At 69.0% G+C, this 20,488-nt stretch carries 18 protein-coding genes; 7 read left to right on the top strand and 11 right to left on the bottom strand.

What is annotated here, in order from left to right:
• Nucleotides 1-11 precede the first annotated feature (11 nt).
• On the bottom strand, nt 12-3,605 hold the full coding sequence (gene cobN / locus ACLBYA_RS10650) for a cobaltochelatase subunit CobN (RefSeq protein ID WP_447709359.1): 3,594 nt from the start codon (nt 3,603-3,605) through the stop codon (nt 12-14).
• A gap of 370 nt (nt 3,606-3,975) precedes the next feature.
• Here cobN and ACLBYA_RS10645 point away from each other — a divergent pair, with 370 nt between their 5' ends.
• The gene (locus tag ACLBYA_RS10645; RefSeq protein ID WP_447709358.1) at nt 3,976-4,905 is read left to right on the top strand and encodes a TauD/TfdA dioxygenase family protein; all 930 of its coding nucleotides are present in this window, start codon (nt 3,976-3,978) and stop codon (nt 4,903-4,905) included.
• Between the two features lie 4 nt (nt 4,906-4,909).
• Here the strand turns inward: ACLBYA_RS10645 and ACLBYA_RS10640 are convergent, their stop codons facing one another.
• The gene (locus ACLBYA_RS10640; RefSeq protein WP_447709357.1) at nt 4,910-5,101 is read right to left on the bottom strand and encodes a hypothetical protein; all 192 of its coding nucleotides are present in this window, start codon (nt 5,099-5,101) and stop codon (nt 4,910-4,912) included.
• A 153-nt stretch (nt 5,102-5,254) separates the two neighbouring features.
• Here ACLBYA_RS10640 and cobG point away from each other — a divergent pair, with 153 nt between their 5' ends.
• Genes cobG through ACLBYA_RS10620 form a run of 4 tightly spaced genes read left to right on the top strand, consistent with a single transcriptional unit; the run spans nt 5,255 to nt 9,597 of the window.
• Complete coding sequence (cobG, locus tag ACLBYA_RS10635; RefSeq protein ID WP_447709356.1) at nt 5,255-6,385, top strand: precorrin-3B synthase; 1,131 nt, start codon at nt 5,255-5,257, stop codon at nt 6,383-6,385.
• Nucleotides 6,386-6,394: 9 nt separating this feature from the next.
• Nucleotides 6,395-7,021: a precorrin-8X methylmutase gene (locus tag ACLBYA_RS10630; protein WP_447709355.1), complete on the top strand. Its 627-nt coding sequence runs from the start codon at nt 6,395-6,397 to the stop codon at nt 7,019-7,021.
• The gene (locus ACLBYA_RS10625) at nt 7,018-8,505 is read left to right on the top strand and encodes a precorrin-2 C(20)-methyltransferase (protein ID WP_447709354.1); all 1,488 of its coding nucleotides are present in this window, start codon (nt 7,018-7,020) and stop codon (nt 8,503-8,505) included. The genes ACLBYA_RS10630 and ACLBYA_RS10625 overlap by 4 nt, the downstream gene beginning before the upstream one ends.
• A 51-nt stretch (nt 8,506-8,556) precedes the next feature.
• On the top strand, nt 8,557-9,597 hold the full coding sequence (locus ACLBYA_RS10620) for a phosphotransferase family protein (protein WP_447709353.1): 1,041 nt from the start codon (nt 8,557-8,559) through the stop codon (nt 9,595-9,597).
• On the opposite strand, the gene ACLBYA_RS10615 is transcribed toward ACLBYA_RS10620, so the two are convergent.
• Genes ACLBYA_RS10615 through ACLBYA_RS10600 form a run of 4 tightly spaced genes read right to left on the bottom strand, consistent with a single transcriptional unit; the run spans nt 9,594 to nt 13,018 of the window.
• Nucleotides 9,594-10,331 (bottom strand): cobalt-precorrin-6A reductase, encoded by a 738-nt coding sequence (locus tag ACLBYA_RS10615; protein ID WP_447709352.1) that lies wholly within the window; start codon nt 10,329-10,331, stop codon nt 9,594-9,596. The genes ACLBYA_RS10620 and ACLBYA_RS10615 overlap by 4 nt on opposite strands.
• Nucleotides 10,331-11,086, bottom strand: a complete 756-nt coding sequence (gene cobM, locus ACLBYA_RS10610) for a precorrin-4 C(11)-methyltransferase (protein WP_447709351.1) — start codon at nt 11,084-11,086, stop codon at nt 10,331-10,333. The genes ACLBYA_RS10615 and cobM overlap by 1 nt, the downstream gene beginning before the upstream one ends.
• A complete protein-coding gene (gene cbiE, locus ACLBYA_RS10605) occupies nt 11,083-12,246 on the bottom strand; it encodes a precorrin-6y C5,15-methyltransferase (decarboxylating) subunit CbiE (protein WP_447709350.1) in 1,164 nt (387 codons plus the stop codon). The genes cobM and cbiE overlap by 4 nt, the downstream gene beginning before the upstream one ends.
• Nucleotides 12,247-12,274: 28 nt before the next feature.
• Nucleotides 12,275-13,018, bottom strand: coding sequence for an SDR family NAD(P)-dependent oxidoreductase (locus ACLBYA_RS10600; protein WP_447709349.1), 744 nt, complete (start codon nt 13,016-13,018; stop codon nt 12,275-12,277).
• A 35-nt stretch (nt 13,019-13,053) separates the two neighbouring features.
• Here ACLBYA_RS10600 and ACLBYA_RS10595 point away from each other — a divergent pair, with 35 nt between their 5' ends.
• Nucleotides 13,054-13,467, top strand: a complete 414-nt coding sequence (locus tag ACLBYA_RS10595; protein WP_447709348.1) for a F420-dependent biliverdin reductase — start codon at nt 13,054-13,056, stop codon at nt 13,465-13,467.
• 4 nt (nt 13,468-13,471) lie between these two features.
• On the opposite strand, the gene ACLBYA_RS10590 is transcribed toward ACLBYA_RS10595, so the two are convergent.
• Nucleotides 13,472-14,608: a M24 family metallopeptidase gene (locus tag ACLBYA_RS10590; protein ID WP_447709347.1), complete on the bottom strand. Its 1,137-nt coding sequence runs from the start codon at nt 14,606-14,608 to the stop codon at nt 13,472-13,474.
• Nucleotides 14,609-14,627: 19 nt separating this feature from the next.
• Here ACLBYA_RS10590 and ACLBYA_RS10585 point away from each other — a divergent pair, with 19 nt between their 5' ends.
• Nucleotides 14,628-15,587 carry a 5'-3' exonuclease gene (locus ACLBYA_RS10585; protein ID WP_447709346.1) on the top strand — a complete coding sequence of 320 codons (960 nt, stop codon included), beginning with the start codon at nt 14,628-14,630 and terminating at the stop codon, nt 15,585-15,587.
• 75 nt (nt 15,588-15,662) lie between these two features.
• Here the strand turns inward: ACLBYA_RS10585 and ACLBYA_RS10580 are convergent, their stop codons facing one another.
• The 4 genes from ACLBYA_RS10580 to tatA form a co-directional block, all read right to left on the bottom strand.
• Nucleotides 15,663-16,397: a DUF4333 domain-containing protein gene (locus ACLBYA_RS10580; RefSeq protein ID WP_447709345.1), complete on the bottom strand. Its 735-nt coding sequence runs from the start codon at nt 16,395-16,397 to the stop codon at nt 15,663-15,665.
• A gap of 42 nt (nt 16,398-16,439) precedes the next feature.
• Nucleotides 16,440-19,190 (bottom strand): DEAD/DEAH box helicase, encoded by a 2,751-nt coding sequence (locus ACLBYA_RS10575; protein ID WP_447709344.1) that lies wholly within the window; start codon nt 19,188-19,190, stop codon nt 16,440-16,442.
• Entirely contained in the window at nt 19,174-20,118 is a 945-nt protein-coding gene (tatC, locus tag ACLBYA_RS10570; protein WP_447709343.1) for a twin-arginine translocase subunit TatC, read from the bottom strand. Before tatC ends, ACLBYA_RS10575 begins: the two co-directional genes overlap by 17 nt.
• 85 nt (nt 20,119-20,203) lie before the next feature.
• A complete protein-coding gene (tatA, locus tag ACLBYA_RS10565) occupies nt 20,204-20,473 on the bottom strand; it encodes a Sec-independent protein translocase subunit TatA (protein ID WP_447709342.1) in 270 nt (89 codons plus the stop codon).
• Nucleotides 20,474-20,488 lie beyond the last annotated feature (15 nt).

The following is a 20,488-nucleotide window of genomic DNA, read 5'->3' as shown; positions in this document are numbered from 1 at the left end:
GCCCGGTCACGTCAGCCCTCCAGCTCACCCTCGGTCTCCAGCAGCACCTGCTTGAGGCCGTCCAGGGTGGCCGCATCGGGTTGGGCCCACATGCCGCGGCCGGCCGCCTCCAGCAGCCGTTCGGCCATCCCGTGCAGCGCCCACGGGTTCGACTCCTCCATGAACTTGCGGTTCTCGGCGTCGAGCACGTAGGTCTGGCTGAGCTGCTCGTACATCCAGTCCGACATGACGTGTGCGGTGGCGTCGTAACCGAACAGGTAGTCGACGGTGGCCGCCATCTCGAACGCGCCCTTGTAGCCGTGCCTGCGCATCGCGTTGATCCAGCGCGGATTCACCACCCGGGCCCGGAACACCCGGGTGGTCTCCTCGCTCAGGGTGCGGGTGCGCACCGCGTCGGGACGGGTGTTGTCACCGATATAGGCGGCCGGGTCCTTACCGGTGAGCGCTCGGACGGTGGCGATCATGCCGCCGTGATACTGGAAGTAGTCGTCGGAGTCGGCGATATCGTGCTCGCGGGTGTCGGTGTTCTTGGCCGCCACCACGATCCGCCGGTACGCCCGGTTCATATCGTCGGAGGCCGGTGCCCCGTCCAGTCCGCGGCCGTAGGCGAAGCCACCCCAGGCAGTGTAGACCTGCGCCAGGTCGGCATCGTCACGCCAGTTGCGGCTGTCGATCAGCTGCAGTAGACCCGCCCCGTAGGTGCCCGGCTTGGAGCCGAAAATCCTTGTGGTGCTGCGGCGCTGGTCACCGTGCTCGGCCAGGTCGACCAGCGAGTGGGCGCGCACGTAGTTGTCCTCGGCGCTCTCGTCGAGGCCGGCGACCAACGCGACGGCATCGTCGAGCATGGTCACCACATGCGGGAAGGCGTCCCGGAAGAATCCGGAGATGCGCACCGTCACATCGATGCGCGGGCGGCCGAGTTCGTCGAGACCGATGGCTTCCAGATCGATCACCCGTCGCGACGCGTCGTCCCAGATCGGCCGCACACCCAGCAGGGCGAGCACCTCGGCGATATCGTCGCCGGCGGTGCGCATGGCCGAGGTCCCCCACACCGACAGGCCCACCGACTTCGGCCACTCGCCATTCTCGGTGCGGTACCGCTCCAACAGCGAATCGGCCAGCGCCACACCGGTTTCCCAGGCCAGCTTGGACGGTACCGCCTTGGGGTCCACCGAATAGAAATTGCGCCCGGTGGGCAGCACATTGACCAGTCCGCGCAGCGGTGAGCCCGACGGTCCGGCAGGGATGTAGTGGCCGTCGATGGCCCGCAGGACCGCGTCGATCTCGCCGGCGGTGGCCCGCAGCCGCGGCACCACCTCGGTGGCTGCGAACGTCAGGATCTGCGCGATAACCGGGTCATCGGTCAGGCCGGGCACTGCATTCGCGTCCCAGCCGCTTTCCTGCAGCCCGGCCACCAGGGCGCGGGCGGCGGCCTCGGCGGCGTCGACGGCAGCTTTGTCATCGCCACCGTCCTCGGCCAGGCCGAGTGCCTGGCGCAGCCCGGGCACGGTCTGCTCGCCGCCGAAGAGCTGGCGGGCCCGCAGGATCGCCAGCACCAGGTCGAGCTCGGATTCACCGTCGGGTGCCAGCCCCAGGATGTGCAGGCCGTCGCGGATCTGCACGTCCTTGATCTCGCACAGCCAGCCGTCGACGTGCAGCAGCATGTCATCGAAGGAATCCTCGTCGGGGCGGTCTTCCAGGCCCAGATCGTGATCCATCTTGGCTGCGCGCATCAGCGTCCAGATCTGCTGGCGGACGGCGGGCAGTTTCGACGGGTCCAGCGCCGAGACGTTGGAGTGCTCGTCGAGCAACTGCTCCAGGCGGGCGATATCACCGTAGGTTTCGGCGCGCGCCATCGGCGGGATCAGATGGTCGACCAGGGTGGCGTGCGCCCGGCGCTTGGCCTGGGTGCCCTCACCGGGATCGTTGACCAGGAACGGGTATATCAGCGGCAGGTCGCCGAGTGCCGCGTCGGTGCCACATTCGGCGCTCATGCCCAGCGTCTTGCCCGGCAGCCATTCCAGGTTGCCGTGCTTGCCCAGGTGGATGACCACGTCGGCGTTGAAACTGCCCGGAAAGCTGTTGTCCACCCAGCGGTAGGCGGCCAGATAGTGGTGGCTCGGCGGCAGATCGGGGTCATGGTAGATGGCCACCGGGTTCTCCCCGAACCCGCGCGGCGGCTGCACCAGGATCACGGTGTTGCCGGAAGCCATGGCGGCGATGACGATTTCGCCGTCCGTGTTCTGGCTGCGGTCGACGAACAGCTCCCCCGGGGGAGGTCCCCAGTGCGCTACGACGGCGTCGGCGAAATCGGTGGGCAGGGTGGCGAACCAGGCCCGGTAGTCTGCCGCCGGCACCCGGATCGGGTTGAGCGCCAAGGATTCCTCGGTCAGCCAGTCGGGGTCCTGTCCCCCGCGTTCGATCAGGGCGTGCACCAGGGCATCACCATCTCCGGCGTCCACCCCGGGTACCTCGCCGATATCGACACCGTGCTCGCGCAGTGCGCGCAGCAGGGCGACCGCACTGGCCGGGGTGTCCAGGCCCACCGCGTTGCCGATGCGGGCATGCTTGGTCGGGTACGCCGAGAACACCAGTGCGACCCGCTTGTCGGCGGCCGGGACATGCCGCAGCCGGGCATGGCGCACCGCAAGGCCGGCGACCCGGGCGCAGCGCTCCGGGTCGGCGGCGTAGGTGATCAGACCCTCGTCGTCGATCTCCTTGAACGAGAACGGCACCGTGATGACGCGTCCGTCGAACTCGGGCACGGCGACCTGGGTGGCGACGTCCAGCGGGGACAGGCCGTCGTTGTTCTCCGACCATTTCGCGCGGGAGCTGGTCAGGCACAGACCCTGCAGGATCGGCACGTCCAGTGCCGCCAGGTGGGCGACATTCCAGCCGTCGTCGTCACCGCCGGCGGCCACGGTCGCCGGGGTGGCGCCACCGGCGGCGAGCACGGTGGTGATCAGGGTGTCGGCGGTGCCGAGCAGCTCCAGCAGTTCGGGTTCGGCGGTGCGCAGCGACGCGCAGTAGACCGGCAGCGCCCGTCCGCCCGCGGTGTCGATGGCATCGCACAGTGCTTCGATGTAGCCGGTGTTACCCGCCAGGTGTTGGGCCCGGTAGTAGAGCACCGCGACGGTCGGCGCATTCGGCGTGCCGTGCCCGGTGCGTTCCAGCACACCCCAGGTGGGGATGGCCACCGGCGGGTCGAAACCCTCGCCGGTCATCAGCACGGTGTCGCTGAGGAAGGCGTGCAGTCCGCGCAGATTGGCGGTACCGCCCTGGGCCAGGTACACGTGTGCTTCCAGCGCGACACCCGCCGGCACCGTCGAGTACCGCATCAGCTCCGCGTCGGGTGCCTGCTCACCGGAGAGCACCACGGTGGGCACGCCGCTGGCGACGACGGCGTCGATCCCGTCCTGCCAGGCGCGGTAACCGCCCAGGATGCGGATCACGGCGATATCGACACCGGTGAGCAGTTCCGCGAGCTCACGAGCGAGATCGTCGTCGAGAAGCCGCGACGGATTGGCCCATCGGAAGTCGGCGCCGCTGGCGCGGGCCGTGATGAGGTCGGTATCGGATGTCGAGAGCAGCAGCACGGTCGGCACCGCTCAATCCTGCCTCACCACGCGCCCCGCGTGGCCGGCCGGTCAGCGGTCGGAGCGGCTCCAGCGTCCGTACCAGGAATCGCGATACGGGGTGGCAATGGCGGCGGCGACGAGGGCGACGCCCAAACCGATCGCAATCATTGAGGCCATTTGGGTCGCCTCCTTTCTTCTAGGTACCGGCGGTACCGGTTGATGTCTGCGAAGGTAGTCCCCGACCGCCGCTGCGCAGGCATTCTGTGCGTGAGCAGACAGCCCCAGCATGACTGTGGCGCATCTCACAATGAGGGCTTTCGAGCTGGGCTTTTCGGGGTTTCGATCTGGCGTGGTCAAACCGTTTACACCGCATCACCGGCGCTGGCGCAATAGAGCCATGAGCCCTCGCAATCCCCTGTCCGTCGCGAAACTCGGTGCGTTCATCGGTGCCCGTATCGACGGTGTGCGCCTGTCCGGTGATCTCGACGAGTCGACGGTGACGGCCATCAACGATGCGCTGCTGACCCACAAGGTGATCTTCTTCCGTAACCAGGATCACCTGGACGACGACGGACAGTTGGCCTTCGCGCAGCGGCTCGGCACCACCACGGCGGCCCATCCCACGGTGTTGTCCCGCGGCGCGCGGGTGCTGCCCATCGACTCGCGCTACGACAAGGCCAACAGCTGGCATACCGACGTCACCTTCGTCGACCGCATCCCGAAGGCCTCGCTGCTGCGGGCCGTCGCGCTACCCGACTACGGCGGCACCACGGTCTGGGCCAACACCGAGACCGCCTATACCCAGCTACCGGAACCGCTGCGGGTGCTTGCCGAGAACCTGTGGGCGGTGCACACAAACACCTACGACTATGCCGCCGACTACGACGGCCGCCATGAGCAACTGGCCGATACCGTGAGTGAACACCGCGCCGAATTCGAGTCCGAGTACTTCGAGACCGAACACCCGGTGGTCCGGGTGCATCCGGAGACCGGCGAGCGGGTACTGCTGCTCGGTCACTTCGTCAAACGTTTCGTCGGGCTGGGCAGCGCCGAATCGGCCGCCCTGTTCCACCTGCTGCAGACGCGGATCACCAAGCTGGAGAACACCGTTCGGTGGAACTGGCAGCTAGGCGACCTGGCCATCTGGGACAACCGGGCGACCCAGCACTACGCGGTGTCCGATTACGACGACCAGTTCCGGCGGCTGAGCCGGGTCACCCTTGCCGGTGACATCCCGGTGGACGTGCACGGCCGGCCCAGCCGGGTCATCGCCGGTGACGCGACGCGCTACTCGGCGGTGATCACCCCGGTGCCGCTGGCGAGTTGAGCGCTCACAGGCGTCGCATCTCACGCGCCATCAGCGAATCCTCCAGGAACCGGTAGCGCTTGCATTCGTGTTTGGCCTCGACGGCGAACAGGTCTTTAGCCCGCGTCTGCAACGCCTGTACTGCCGTTGCCACCCAGTGCAGATCCAGATGTGGCGCATGGGGCACGTAGATCCGGTGAAGTGTCAAACTGGACATGTCGTCCTCCTACCCTGCACGGGCCCGGATCGCCGAACCCGCCTGTCGAAAACGCTATGCGCACCGTCGGTTTCGTGACTGCGTAGCGCACTACCCGAGTTCGTCCGCGTGCAGCGCGGGCGGATGTGACTCCTCGGGCAGTACGGTGAGGATGTGAGTCGCACCCGTGATCAGGACGCCTGTCCCGGCGCCCTGCAGGTCCACCAGGCGGCCGATGGCGCGCTGGTGCGGGTGCGCCTGCCCGGCGGATTCCTCGCCGCCAAGGCTTTGGAGACGTTGGCCCACCTGGCCGCCGACCGGGGTAACGGTGCGCTGGAACTGACATCTCGTGGCAGTCTGCAGATCCGGGGTATCGCCGACACCAGCGGCGTGGCCGATGCGGTGGCCGCGGCCGGGCTGCTGCCCTCGCCGCAACACGAACGGGTCCGCAACATCGTGGCCTCGCCGCTCTCGGGGCGCAATGGCGGGCTCACCGATGTTCGCGACCTGGTACGCGACCTCGATGCGGCGTTGCAGGATGATCCGCTGCTGGCCCAGCTGCCCGGCCGGTTCTGGTTCTCGCTCGACGACGGCCGCGGCGACGTATCAGGTTTGCGCACCGATATCGGAGTGCAGGCCACCGAAGCCGGGATGGCACTGCTGCTGAGCGGGGTCGACACCGGTGTGCGGCTGTCGGCCGCGCAGGCCGTGCCGACCCTGGTCGATATCGCCGCGCGTTTTCAGCGGATCCGCGGAACACGTTGGCGGATCGCTGAACTCGATGATCCGCCGACGTTGCTGAATGGTCTGGCCGTGGAAGTTCCGCCGGAGAGCCGGCTGGTCGTCACCGACACCACCCGGGGCCCGGTGGGCTGGATCCCGCAGACCGGTGACGACCATCGCGTGACCCTGGCCGCCGTCGTCCCGCTGGGCGTCCTGAAGGCCCGCACCGCGGAGTTCCTGGCAGCCATCGAGGCGCCCCTGGTGGTGACGCCGTGGCGCTCGATTCTGGTGTGCGATGTGGCCGAGGGGGTCGCCGACACCGCGCTGCGGGTGTTGGCCCCGCAGGGGCTGGTGTTCGACGAGAACTCACCCTGGCTGTCGATCAGCTCGTGTGCGGGCAGCCCGGGTTGTGAACGGTCGCGCGGCGATGTCCGGGCCGATGCGGCCGGTGCCGTCGAGCACGGCCATGCCGGTGATGCCGGGCACGTGCACTACGCGGGGTGCGAGCGGGGCTGCGGTGCGCCCGCCGGTGCCCAGGTGCTGGTGCCGTCCGCGGACGGTTACCGACCCCGGCACCCGTAGGGTATGCGGGTGCTCGAATACATCCGCGACGCCGCGGAGATCTACCGGGAATCGTTCGCGACCATCCGCGCCGAGGCGGATCTGGACCGCTTTCCCGCCGATGTCTCACGGGTCGTCGTCCGCCTCATCCACACCTGCGGACAGGTCGACGTCACCGACCACGTCGCCTACACACCGGATGTGGTGACCCGGGCCGCCGCCGCGCTCGCCGCCGGCGCCCCGGTGCTGTGCGATTCCTCGATGGTCGCCGCCGGTATCACCCGCAGTCGGCTGCCCGCGGACAACGAGGTGGTGTCGCTGGTGACCGATCCGCGTGCCGCCGAGGTGGCCGCCACGTTGGGCAGCACCCGCTCGGCGGCCGGGGTGGACATCTGGGCCGACCGGTTGGGTGGTGCGGTGCTGGCCATCGGGAACGCGCCGACCGCGCTGTTCCGGCTTCTCGAGCTGCTGGACGAGGGCGCGCCCATGCCGGCCGCGGTGCTCGGCGGCCCGGTCGGATTCGTCGGGTCGGCGCAGTCCAAGGACGAGCTGATCGCCCGTCCCCGCGGGATGTCCTATCTGGTGGTGACCGGCCGACGCGGTGGTAGTGCGATGGCCGCCGCCGCGGTGAACGCGATTGCGAGTGTGCAGGAATGAGCACAGGCACCCTCTACGGCGTCGGGCTGGGACCCGGCGATCCGGAGCTGGTGACGGTCAAGGCCGCCCGGGTGATCGGTGAGGTCGATGTGGTGGCCTATCACAGCGCCCGGCACGGCCGCAGCATCGCGCGGCGCATCGCAGAGCCGTACCTGCGGGCCGGGCAGATCGAGGAGCATCTAGTCTACCCGGTCACCACCGAGACCACCGACCATCCCGGCGGTTATGCCGGTGCGATGGAGGATTTCTACGCCGAGTCCGCCGAGCGCATCGCCGAGCACCTGACCGCCGGGCGCAGTGTCGCGCTGCTGGCCGAGGGTGATCCGCTGTTCTACAGCTCGTACATGCACATGCACACCCGGCTGACCGAACGGTTCGATGCCGTCATCGTGCCCGGCGTGACCTCCGTGAGTGCCGCGTCGGCGGCCACCGGGACCCCGCTGGTGCAGGGCGACGAGGTGCTGACCATCCTGCCCGGCACCCTGCCCGCCGCCGAGCTGACCCGTCGGCTCGCCGACACCGACGCCGCGGTGATCATGAAGCTGGGCAAGTCGTTCCCGGAAGTGCGGCAAGCACTTTCGGAAACGCATCGGCTCGACCGCGCGTTCTATGTGGAGCGCGCCAGCACCGATGCCCAGCGGGTGCTGCCGGCCGCCGAGGTCGACGAGGGTTCGGTGCCCTACTTCTCGGTGGTCATGCTGCCCGGGGAGGCGGCCGCCCCGCGCCCCGGTCGTTCGCCCGTCGCTTCGCTCGCCCCGGCGGGCAGTATCGCGGTGGTCGGGTTGGGCCCCGGCGATCTGGACTGGATCACCCCGCAGGCCCGCCGCGAGTTGGCCGCCGCCACCGATCTGATCGGCTACTTCCCCTACCTGGACCGGGTGGGTGTACGCACCGGGCAGACCCGGCACCCCAGCGACAACACCGATGAGCCGGCGCGGGCACGGCTGGCCTGCGAGCTCGCCCGCCAGGGACGTTCGGTGGTGGTGGTGTCCTCCGGTGATCCCGGGGTGTTCGCGATGGCCACCGCGGTGCTCGAGGAGGCCGTGGCGTGGCCGGATGTGCCGGTCCGGGTGATCCCGGCGATGACGGCGGCCCAGGCGGTGGCCAGCCGGGTGGGGGCACCACTCGGACATGACTATGCGGTGATCTCGCTGTCCGACCGACTCAAGCCGTGGGAGATCATCGCCAAGCGGATCAGCGCGGCGGCTGCGGCGGATCTGGCCATCGCCGTCTACAACCCGGCGTCGAAGACCAGGACCTGGCAGGTCGGCGCGATGCGGGCGCTGCTGCTGGCGCATCGCGCCCCGGAGACCCCGGTGGTGATCGGGCGCGACGTGGCCGGGCCCAACGAGAACGTGCGGGTGGTGACCCTCGGCGATCTGGATCCGGCCGAGGTGGATATGCGCTGCCTGCTGATCATCGGTTCCTCGCAGACCAAGGTGCACGGCGGCGTGGTGTTCACGCCGCGCAACTACCCTGGCTGACGCCTGTCGACGATCGTTGACACGCGTCAGTATCGGGTTTAGTGTCCGCTCGTGATCCCGCGTACTCCCGATGACGTGACAGCGGATTGGTTGACCGGCGTGCTCGGTGCCGAGGTCGCCGCCGTGACCACCGTGCCGATCGGCACCGGTCAGACCGGCGCTACCTATCGACTGACGGTCGACTACGGCGCCGCCACCGACCTGCCGCGCAGTTTTGCGATCAAGCTGCCGTCGCAGGACGACACCGTCCGAGACCGGGTGGCCATCGGGTATCGCTCCGAGCACGCGTTCTACTCGCAGGTCGCCGATCTGGTGCGGGTGCCCATCCCCCGCAGCTATCACTGCGAGATCGGCGGGGACGGTGCGGAATTCGTGCTGCTGCTCGCCGATATGGCACCTGCCGAGCAGGGCGATCAGATCGCCGGTTGCAGCGCCACCGAGGCCTCGCTGGCCGTGCGCGCACTCGCCGGTCTGCACGCACCGAGTTGGTGCAGCGCGAAGCTGACCGCATTCCCTGGCATCGCCATGCCCCGGCCCGACGCTGCGATGGCCTCGGGGATGGGTGATGTCGCCAAGATGGCCACCGAGACGACGCTGGGGCGCCTCGGCGACCGGATGAGCGCCGACGATCGCGCGACGCTGGTGGCGGCTATGGCGCTGGTGACCCCATGGTTGATGACCGAGCCGGATCGGTTCGCCCTGCTGCACGGTGATTATCGACTCGACAACATGCTCTTCGACCCGGACCGGACCGACGTCACGGTCGTGGACTGGCAGACCCTCGGGGTCGGACTGCCCACCCGGGACCTGGCGTACTTCACCGGTACCAGCCTGGACCCGGAGATCCGGGCCGCCGCCGAACGCGGCCTGGTAGAGGAATATCACGCCGGGCTGGTGGCGCTGGGTGTGGCCGACTATGACGTCGAAACCTGCTGGCGCGACTACCGTCTCGGCATGTTGCAGGCACCGTTGATCATCGTGTTCGGGGTTGCCTTCGCGACCTCGACCGATCGGGGTGACGACATGATGCTGGCGATGGCGCGGCGGTCGTGTCAGGCGATCCGGGAACTGGACTCGCTGGCGCTGATCTAGACGGTGCTGCGACCCAGCGCGTCCAGCCAGGCCACTGCGGCATCGACGGTCGGCACCGTGTGTACGCCGGCCGGCAACGCGGGCCGGTCCACCATGACGACCGGGACACCGGCCTCTGCCGCGGCGTCCAGCTTGGCGTGGGTCATGGATCCGCCGCTGTTCTTGGTGACCAACGCGTCGATGGCGAACTCCTGCAACAGCTTCAGCTCACCGTCGACATCGTAGGGGCCACGCGAAAGCAGCAACTGGTGCCGGGCAGGCAGTAGCTGCGGCTCCGGAGCGGTGACCGCCCGGATCAGGAACCATGCGTCCACCTCGCGGAAGGCGGCGGTGCCGGAACGACCGGTGGTCAGGAACACCCGCGCATAGCCGCTGCGGGTCACCACGGCCGCGGCCTCGACATCGGAGTTGACGACGATCGCGTCGCCGTGCGGCCAGGCGGGGCGCGCCAGCGCCAGATGCGGCAACCCGACCGCCGCGGCCGCCCGCGCGGCGTTGCCGGTGATGGTGGCGGCAAACGGGTGGGTCGCGTCGACGACGGCGGCGATGTTGTTGTCGCGTAGCCAGGCCGCCAGCCCGTCGGCCCCGCCGAAGCCGCCGATACGTACCTCGCCCACCGGCAACGCCGGGTCGGGTACCCGACCGGCCAGCGAGCTGATCACCGCGATCTCGGGGTGCAGCCGGGCGGCCAGGGCCCGCGCCTCGGCGGTACCGCCGAGCAACAGCACACGCACTAGTGCCGACTCCCGCGGCGGCGACCCGACGAGTACAGGTAGCTGTCGGTGAAACCTTCGGCCGCAAGCACATCCCCGACGATGATGACCGCGGTCTTGGTGATCCCGGCGGTCCGCAGTGACTCGGCGAGATCGCCCAGCGCGCAGCGCAGCACCTGTTGGGTCGGCCAGCTGGCATAGGCCACCACGGCGCACGGTGTCTGGGCGGTGCAACCACCGGCGGTCAGCTCGGCGACGATGGTGTCGGCCTGCGCGGCAGCCAGATGCAGCACCAGGGTGGCGCCCGGGGCAGACAGCGAGCGCAGGTCCTCGCCGGCCGGCATCGCCGTCGACAGCGTCGCCACCCGGCTGAGCGTGACGGTCTGGGAAACCCCCGGCACCGTCAGCTCACGGCCCAAGGCGGCTGCGGCGGCGGCGAAGGCCGGCACGCCGGGCACCACCTCCCAGGCGATGCCGAGCGCATCGAGGCGCCGGCACTGTTCGGCCAGTGCGCTGTAGAGCGACGGATCCCCCGAATGCAGCCGGGCCACATCGTGACCGGCGGCATCGGCCGCGACGAGCTCGTCGATGATCTGGTCCAGCGTCAGCGGCCCGGTATCGACGATCCGGGTGTCCGGGCCACAGAACTCCAACAGGTCGGTGGGCATGATCGAACCCGCGTACAGACACACCGCGCTTGCGCTGAGCAGTCGTTGGCCGCGCACCGTGATCAGATCGGCGGCACCGGGTCCGGCGCCGATGAAGTAGATCGTCACCGCTTGGTCACCACCCACTGGGTCACCGGATAGGCCGGCCGGAAACCGGTGAAACCCCCGATCGGCTCACCCTGGTAGTGCTGGTAGCGGTGCAACTGGCCTCCTAGTCGTGAATATGCCTCGATCAGAACGGATTCCGACTCTGCGGTGACGACATTGGCCACCAGGCGACCGCCGGGCGCCAGTCGGTCGAAACAGGCGGTGAGCAGGCCTGGTTCGGTGATGCCGCCGCCGATGAAGACGACGTCGGGGTCGGGGGCGTCGTCCAGAGCCGCCGGCGCCGCGCCGCGCACCCCCACCCGTACACCGAAGGCCGCGGCATTGGCGGCGATCCGTTCGCCCCGTACGGCGTCACGTTCGAATGCCACTGCCGTACAACCAGACACGCTGCGGCACCACTCGATGGCCACACTGCCCGAGCCCGAACCCACATCCCACAACCGCTCGCCGGGCCGCGGGCCCAGCGCCGCCAACGTCACCGCCCGGATGCTCTGTTTGGTGATCTGTCCGTCATGGTTGAACACGTCATCGGGCAGCGCGTGGGCCCGGCGCTCTTCGGGCAGGTAGTGCACGGCGACCACATTGAGATCGTCGACCGCTGTCTCGAATTCCGCTGCGGTGGTGCGGGTGACCCGCTCCCCCGGGCCGCCGAGTTGCTCGAGCACGGTGAACTCGGAGGCGCCGCGGCCGGTCTCGGTCAGCAACCGGGCCAGTGCGCCGGGGGTGCTGCCGTTGCGGCACAGCACCACGGCGCGGCCGCCGCGGCGCACGGCGGTGGCCGGGTCGGCGGTGACCAGGCTGATCACCTCGGTGTCCTGTACCGGCCAGCCGAGCCGCGCACAGGCCAGCGTCACCGAGGAGACGTGCGGAAGCACCCGGACCCGGTCGGCGCCGAACACCCGGACCAGGGTGGACCCGATACCGTGCAGCATCGGATCCCCCGACGCCAGCACATGCGTGTCCCCTTCGCCGTCGAACAGCGTGGGCAGTGCGTCCAGCAGCGGCGAGGGCCACTGTCTGCGTTCCCCGCTGATACTCGCGTCGAGCAGCTCGAGTTGGCGCGGACCGCCGAAAATGACGGTGGCGCTGCGAAGTTCGGCTGCCGAGTTGGGTGACAATCCCGCCATGCCGTCCGCGCCGATCCCGATGACGACGATCATCGGTGTCCTCTGCTCTTCGCGCAAGCGCTCATCGCGGCAACCTCCGCCAGATCGGGCCGGGCAGGATCCGGAACACCGCGGCGATGACACCCACCTGCCAAGGCACCCAGACGCTGCGGCGCCCGGCCTTCAGCGCCCGCACCGTGGCGTCGGCGACCTGTGCCGGGGTGCTGGAGAACGGTGCCGGTTTCATGCCCTCGGTCATCCGGCCGATCACGAATCCGGGACGTACCACCAGCAGGTGTATCCCCGAACCGGCCAAACTGTCGGTCAGTCCACCGCAGAACCCATCCAGGCCGGCCTTGGCCGACCCGTACACGTAATTTGCCCGCCGCACCCTGACCCCGGCGATCGACGAGAACGTCACGATGGTCCCGGTACCGGTACGCCGCATGGCCGCCGCCAATTCGGTGAGCAGGCTGACCTGGGCGAGGTAATCGGTGTGCACGATCGCGGCCGCATGTGCGGAATCGGTTTCGGCGCGGGCCTGGTCGCCGAGAATCCCGAAGGCGAGGACCGCGGTGCCGATCGGACCGTGCTCGGAAATCATCGAGGACACCAGGGCGGCGTGCGAGGACACCGCGTCGGCATCGAACTCCTGCACATGCACCGCGGTGGCCCCGGCGCCGCGCACCTCGGCGACCTCGGCGGTCAGCTCACCGGCCCGCCGGGCGGCCAGGATGACCTTCCGCCCAGGCGCCATCCGCTCGGCGATCTCGACACCGATCTCGCTGCGCCCGCCGAATATGACGACGTAGCCCGTGTCTTCCATGGCAGTGATTATGTCCTGCGCTAGCGTGGAGCCCGATGGGCAAGGCAACCACTCGACTGACCAACGATGCGCTGGCGTTCCTCACCGAGCGCCATCTGGCCATGCTCACCACCCTGCGCGGGGACAACTCCCCGCACGTGGTCGCGGTGGGCTTCACCTTCGACCCGACCACCCATCTGGCCCGGGTGATCACAACCGGCGGCTCGCAGAAGGCCGTCAACGCCAAGGAGCGTGGCGTCGCGGTGCTCAGTCAGGTCGACGGCGCGCGCTGGCTGTCGCTGGAGGGTTCGGCCACCGTCAGCGCCGATCCCGACGATGTGCGCGATGCCGAACTGCGGTACGCCCAGCGCTACCGCACCCCGCGGGTGAACCCGCGCCGCGTGGTCATCGAGGTCCGCATCGAGCGGGTGCTCGGCTCGTCGACGCTGCTGGATCGTTCCGAATCCTGACCGGTCAGACCGGCACCACGATCAGGTCGTGCGGCCGGTAGTTCACCGACTCCACGCCGTCCGCGGTGACGATGACGATGTCCTCGATGCGAGCGCCCCACTGGCCCGGGAAGTAGATCCCCGGCTCGACGGAGAACGCCATGCCGGGTTCCAGCGTGATGTCGTTGCCGGCCACGATGTAGGGCTCTTCGTGCACCGACAACCCGATCCCGTGCCCGGTTCGGTGCACGAACCATTCGGCGAGTCCCTCGGCGGCCAGCACGTCGCGGGCCACCGCATCCACCGATTCGGCGCTGATCCCGGGGCGTACCGCCGCCACCGCATCGGCCTGGGCCTGTTGCAGCACCGCGTACTGCCGGGCGACCTCGGGATCGGGTTCGCCGAGGCTGTAGGTGCGGGTGGAATCAGAGTTGTAGCCCGGAGCGTACGGGCCGCCGATATCCACGACCACGATGTCCCCGGCAACCAGGGTGCGCTCGGAGCATTCGTGGTGCGGGTCGGCGCCGTTGGGGCCGGATCCGACGATGATGAACGCCACTTCCGAATGGCCTTCGGCGACAATGGCTTCGGCGATATCGGCGGCGACGTCGGCCTCGGTGCGGCCCGGTACCAGGAATTCGGGCACTCGGGCGTGCACCCGGTCGATCGCCGCACCGGCCTTGCGCAGCGCGTCGACCTCGGCCGGATCCTTGATCATCCGCAGCCGGCGCAGCACATCGGTGGCCAGCACCGGCACCCGGCCGAGCACATCGGCCAGCGGCAGCAGATGCAGCGCCGGCATCGAATCGGTGACCGCCGTCGCGGCGGGCAACGCGCCGATCGCCTGGCCCACCAGCGCGTACGGATCCTGCCCGTCGACCCAATCACGCACCGTCACATCGAGTTCGGGCACCGCCGACTCGCGCAGAGCGGCCAACTCCAACCGGGGTACCACCACCGTCGGGGTGGATCCATCGGCCGGTAGCACCAGCGCGGTCAGCCGTTCGAAGGTCTGCGCGCGCGAACCCAGCAGATAGCGCAGGTCATAACCCGGCGTGATGATCAGCCCCGCGAGCCCGGCCGCCGCGGCACCATCGGCGGCGGCATGCAGACGCTGGGCGTAGACCTCGGTGCTGAAGCGGGCTGTATCGGTGGCGGCCATGGCTCATAGGCTAGTGGTCATGACAGACGACCATCGCCCCGTCCTGCTGCTCGACGGTGCCAGCATGTGGTTCCGCTCGTTCTTCGGGGTACCGTCCTCGATCACCGCGCCCGACGGTCGCCCGGTCAATGCGCTGCGCGGATTCCTGGACAACATCGCCGCGCTGGTGACCACCCACCGACCGTCCCGGTTGGTGGTGTGTCTGGATCTGGACTGGCGCCCGCAGTGGCGGGTCGACCGCATCCCGTCCTACAAGGCGCACCGCGTCGAGCAGCCACGGCCAGACGGCGAGCCCGATGTCGAAGAGGTGCCCGACGATCTGACCCCGCAGGTCGACATGATCATGGCGATGCTCGACAGTTTCGGCATCGCCACCGCGGGCGCACCCGGCTATGAGGCCGACGATGTGCTGGGCACGCTGGCCGCCGCGGAGCGCACCGACCCGGTCGTGGTCGTCAGCGGCGACCGCGACCTGCTGCAGCTGGTCGGTGACGATCCGGTGCCGGTGCGGGTGTTCTACATCGGCCGTGGGTTGGCCAAGGCCGTGCTCTATGGCCCGGCCGAGGTCGCCGAAACCTACGGTGTCCCCGTGCACCGTGCCGGTCCCGCGTATGCCGAACTGGCGTTGCTGCGCGGCGATCCGTCCGACGGGCTGCCCGGTGTCGCGGGGATCGGCGAGAAGACCGCGGCCAACCTGCTCGCCCAGCACGCGTCGCTGGACGCCATCGTCGCCGCCGCGGCCGATCCGTCGTCGAGTGTGCCTACCGCACAACGCAAGAAGCTGCTGGCCGCTGCCGACTACATCGCCGCCGCCGAGCCGGTCGTCCGGGTGGCCCTCGATGCGCCGGTGACCCTGTCCAAGCCGTCAGACGCGCTGCCGTTGGTCGCCGCGGACCCGGCCCGGGTGGTCGAGCTGGCCACCGAGTTCGGGGTGGGTTCCTCGATCGCGCGGCTGCAGAAGGCTCTCGACAAGTTATAGACAAGCTCTAGCCAGGCTCGAGCCGAAAACGGCCCTTGCAACCGCGTGTTGCAGGGGCCGTTTCAGGTACGTCGGTTACTTCGGTCGGCCGACCTCGTAGGTGCCGTTGTCATCCTGGAAGGTGACTGTGACCTGACGCTTGGTTCCGTCGACGCTGACATCGCAGGTGAAGGTGTCGCCCTTGCGGACCTCGGGGCTGACACCGCCGTTGCAGCTGACGTCGCGGACGTTCTTGGCGCCGTAGCCGTTGGCCTCGTCGGTGAGGATCTGCTGCACACCGGTCTGCGCGGCATCCACGTCCAGCGTGGTGGTCACGAAGAACCCAGGCTTCCAGAAGCCGAGGATCAGCACCGCGGCGACGATCACCAGGGCCAGACCGCCCAGCACGCTGCCGATGACGGCAAGCGACTTCTTCGAGCCCTCTTCGCCGCCCGGCTGACCGTAGGGCGAGTACTGCTGGTTCGGGTCGTACTGACCCGGCTGGCCGTACTGCTGCGGCTGGCCGTAGGGCTGGCCCGGCTGCTGGCCGTACTGCGGGTAACCCTGCGGCGCGTAAGCCGTCGGCTGCTGCCCGTACTGCTCGGGCTGGCCGTACTGCTGCTGCGGCGGCTGGCCATAGGCGGGCTGCCCCGGCTGCTGGTACTGCGGATACTGCGGTGGTTGGCCGTAAGCCGGCGGCTGGCCCCATGCCGGTGCGTCGGCGGCGGGCTGTTCGGGGGTGGGAGGCGGTTGCCAGGCGGGCTGCTCGCCCGGCTGCGGCGGCTGACCTGACCACGCCTGCGTGGGGTCAGATCCCTGCGGTCCGCTCATCGTGTCTCCTTGATCCGGGCTCGTAAAACGCTCGCCGCCACACTACCCTGCATCAACTGCCACGACGCCCCGTCGAATGTCGTCGATGGCGCGTTTCGCGGTTGTTCGCAGTGCCGGTACGGGCGCGGCGTTGCGAACCTGGTCGGACAGATCGAGCACCTGACGGCACCAGCGCACGAAATCGCCCGCAGACAGCGGGGATCCGCTGCCAGTCACGTCCGAGGCCGCCAACGACGAGGCCAGGTCGCCGGTGGTGGCCCACTGGTGGATCGCCGCGACGAAACCGTCATCGGGTTCTCGGCTGTGCGCGATGCGGTGTCGTTGCTCGTCACCGCGTATCTCGGCCCACAACCGGCGGGTGCCGGCCAGCGCCTTGCGCAGGCCACCGGTGGGAATCTGCTGACCCTGCGGACTGGGGCCGTCACCTCGGGATTCGAATTGCACAGCCGAGAGCACGCCGGCCAGCTCCGCCGGACCCAGCCCGTCCCACACGCCGCGGCGCAGGCATTCGGCCACCAAAAGGTCACTCTCGCTGTAGATCCGGGCCAGTAGCCGACCGTCATCGGTGACTCGGGGGGTGTCCCGCGAGCGATCCACGAAACCCCGCTCGGTGAGCAGCACCAGGATGCGGTCGAAGGTGCGGGCCAACGAGTTCGTCGCGGCGCCGACCTTCTGGCGGATCTGCTCGTTGTCGCGCTCGAGGCGCAGATAGCGTTCGGCCAGCCGCATCTTGGTCTCGCGGTCGGCCGACGCGTGCACCGGGTGGCGACGCAGCTGATCGCGCAACCCGGCCAGTTCCGGGTCGACATCGGGCTCGCCACGAGCGGCCCGCTGCCGGCTCGGCACCGTCAAACCGGCCGCCGCCGACAGCAATGCCGACGCCAGGTCGCGGCGCACCCGCGGCTGCCGGTGTTCGACCCGTTTGGGCAGCTGCATCGAACCCAGCGGTGGCTGCCCGCCCGAATAGTCGGCCGATGAGATGCGGCCGGCCCAGCGGTGTTCGGTGAGCACCAGCGGGCGGGGGTCCTCGCTGTCGCGGGCCGATTCCAACACGACGGCCAGCCCGCCTCGCCGGCCGCCGGTGATGTTGATGATGTCCCCGCGCCGCAAGGCGGTCAGCGCGTCATCGGCGGCCCGGCGCCGCTGCATCCGGGATGCCCGGGACTGGGAGCGCTCGCGTCCGCTGATCGCCGCCCGCAACCGCGCGTACTCCAGGATCGGCGGTTCGGTGCTCTTGCCGGGCTTGCCGCCCATCTCGGTGGCCAGGTCGGCCAGCATCTTCTCGCCCCGGGCCAGACCGCGGACCAAGCCGACCACCGAACGGTCCGCCTGATACTGCGCGAAGGAGCGTTCCAGCAGCTTGCGCGCCTGCTCGGGGCCCATCTGCGCAACCAGGTTGATCGTCATGTTGTACGACGGGGCGAACGAACTCTTCAGCGGGAACGTCCGGGTGGACGCCAATCCGGCCACCTCGGCGGGCTCGGCCGCACTGTCCTCGGGGTGCCACAGCACCACCGCGTGGCCCTCGACATCGATACCGCGCCGACCGGCCCGGCCGGTCAGCTGGGTGTACTCCCCCGGTGTCAGCGGCGCGTGCTGCTCGCCGTTGTACTTCACCAGCCGCTCCAGCACCACGGTGCGGGCGGGCATGTTGATGCCCAGGGCCAGGGTCTCGGTGGCGAACACGGCCTTGGTCAGGCCCGCGGTGAACAACTCCTCGACGGTGTGCCGGAACACCGGCAGCATCCCGGCGTGGTGGGCGGCCAGCCCGCGCAGCAGGCCCTCCCGCCACTCGTAGTAGCCCAGCACCGCCAGATCGGAGTCCGGCAGTTCGGCGCACCGGCGGTCGATGATCGCGGCGATGGCGTCGCGGTCCTCGTCGGTGGTCAGCCGCAGCGGCGAGCGCAGGCACTGTTTGACCGCGGCATCGCAGCCGGCCCGGGAGAAGACGAAGGTGATGGCCGGCAGCAGGCCTTCGGCATCCAGGGTGGCGATGACATCGGGACGTGACGGCGGCCGGCTCAGGCTGGGTCTGCCGTGTTGGCGTCCCCGGCCGCGGCCGCGCGGCTGCCAGTCGGTGAGCCGGTCGGCCTCCCGGCGGTGCGCGATATGCCGCAGCAGATCCTGATCGACCAGCGTGTGGTCGGTGCCGGAGAACAGGTCGAACAGGCGCTTGCCGACCATCATGTGCTGCGACAGCGGGACCGGGCGGTGCTCGTCGACCACGACGGTGGTGTCCCCGCGCACAGTCTGGATCCAGCCGCCGAACTCCTCGGCGTTGCTGACGGTGGCGGACAGGCTGACCAACCGCACCTCCTCCGGCAGATGCAGGATCACCTCCTCCCACACGGCCCCGCGCATCCGGTCGGCCAGGAAGTGCACCTCGTCCATCACCACATGTGAAAGACCCTGCAGGGCAGAGGAGTTGGCGTAGAGCATATTGCGCAGCACCTCGGTGGTCATCACCACCACGGGGGCGTCACCGTTGATGGACTGATCCCCGGTGAGCAGGCCGATCTTCTCCGCACCGTACCGGCGCACCAGATCGGTGTGCTTCTGGTTGCTCAGTGCCTTGATCGGGGTGGTGTAGAAGCATTTGCGTCCCGCGGCCAGCGCCAGGTGCACGGCGAACTCGCCCACCACGGTCTTGCCGGCACCGGTGGGTGCACAGACCAGCACACCGTGACCGTTCTCCAGGGCAGCGCAGGCCCGCACCTGGAATCCGTCGAGCCCGAAGGACAGCTGGGCGGCGAAGTCCCGCAGCGCGGGTCCTGCGTCAGGTGGCGTCGTCATCGAACAACGACTGCGAGGACACCGCGGTGGGCGGGGTGATCGGCTCGGCCGCACCGATGGGGGCGGCCCGGTCCTCGGGCACCTCGGCGAGCGCCTCGCGCTTTGCCTTGCGCTTGTCGTGCACACGGGTGACCTGGATGGCGAACTCGAGCAGCAGGGTCAGCGCCATCGCAAGCGCCAACATGGAGAACGGGTCCGAACCCGGCGTCGCGAACGCGGCGAACACGAACAGGCCGAAGATCAGCCCGCGTCGCCAGTTCTTGAGCTTCTCGTAGCTGAGCACTCCGATCATGTTGAGCATGATGATCAGCAGCGGGAACTCGAAGCTGATACCGAACACCAGCAGCAGATTGATCAGGAAACCGAAGTACTGATCACCGGACAGCGCCGTCACCTGGACGTCACTACCCACGGTCAGCAGGAAGCTCAACGCGGTCGAGAGCACCACGTAGGCCAGCACCGCACCACCGATGAACAGCACCGCACCCACGGCCACGAACGCCACCCCGAAGCGACGTTCCTTGGCGTAGAGGCCCGGGGTGATGAAGGCCCAGAGCTGGTAGAGCCAGACCGGACTGGCCAGCACGATGCCGGCGGTCAGCGACACCTTCAGCCGCAGCATGAACTGGTCGAACGGACCGGTCGCCAGCAGGCGGCACTGTCCGTCCGGGGCGATGGTGGCGCGTGCGGATTCCGGGAGCGCGCAGTACGGGCCGCGCAACCACTCACCGAGGCTGTGGAACCCCAGGAAGCCGTGGGTGTACCAGATGAAGCCGAGGATGGTGGTGAGCACGACGGCCGCGGTGGCGATCAGCAGCCGGTTGCGCAGTTCGGCGAGGTGATCGACCAACGACATGGTGCCGTCGGGGTTGGCCCTCGAGCGGCGGTTGCGCGGGTCGAATTTTTTGAAGAGTCCAGGGGTCTGCACGGGCAGTCTTAACGTCTTTGCACGCAGTAGTGTCCCGCCCGCTACGTCACGGCGGCGTCACGTCACGGGTGGGACTCGCCGGCTGTTAGGCCGGTCGCTTGTCGCTGGACTGCTCGGGGGTTTCGACCCGCTCCGAGGCGACCGGCGTGGCGGGGGCCGGCGTAGAAGTCGGGGCCTCCGGCAGCTGCGTACTCGGTTTGTCGGCGCCGTCGGACTGCATTTCCTTGATCTCGGACTTGAAGATGCGCATCGACTTACCCAGCGATCGCGCAGCGTCCGGGAGCTTCTTGGCACCGAACAGCAGAATGAAAGCGATGATGACGATCAGCCAGTGCCACGGTTGAACTGCACCCAATTCGAACACCTCCAG

It is taken from the genome of Mycobacterium sp. C31M (genome assembly GCF_053345865.1).
This window is presented reverse-complemented; position numbering and strand designations above follow the sequence as displayed.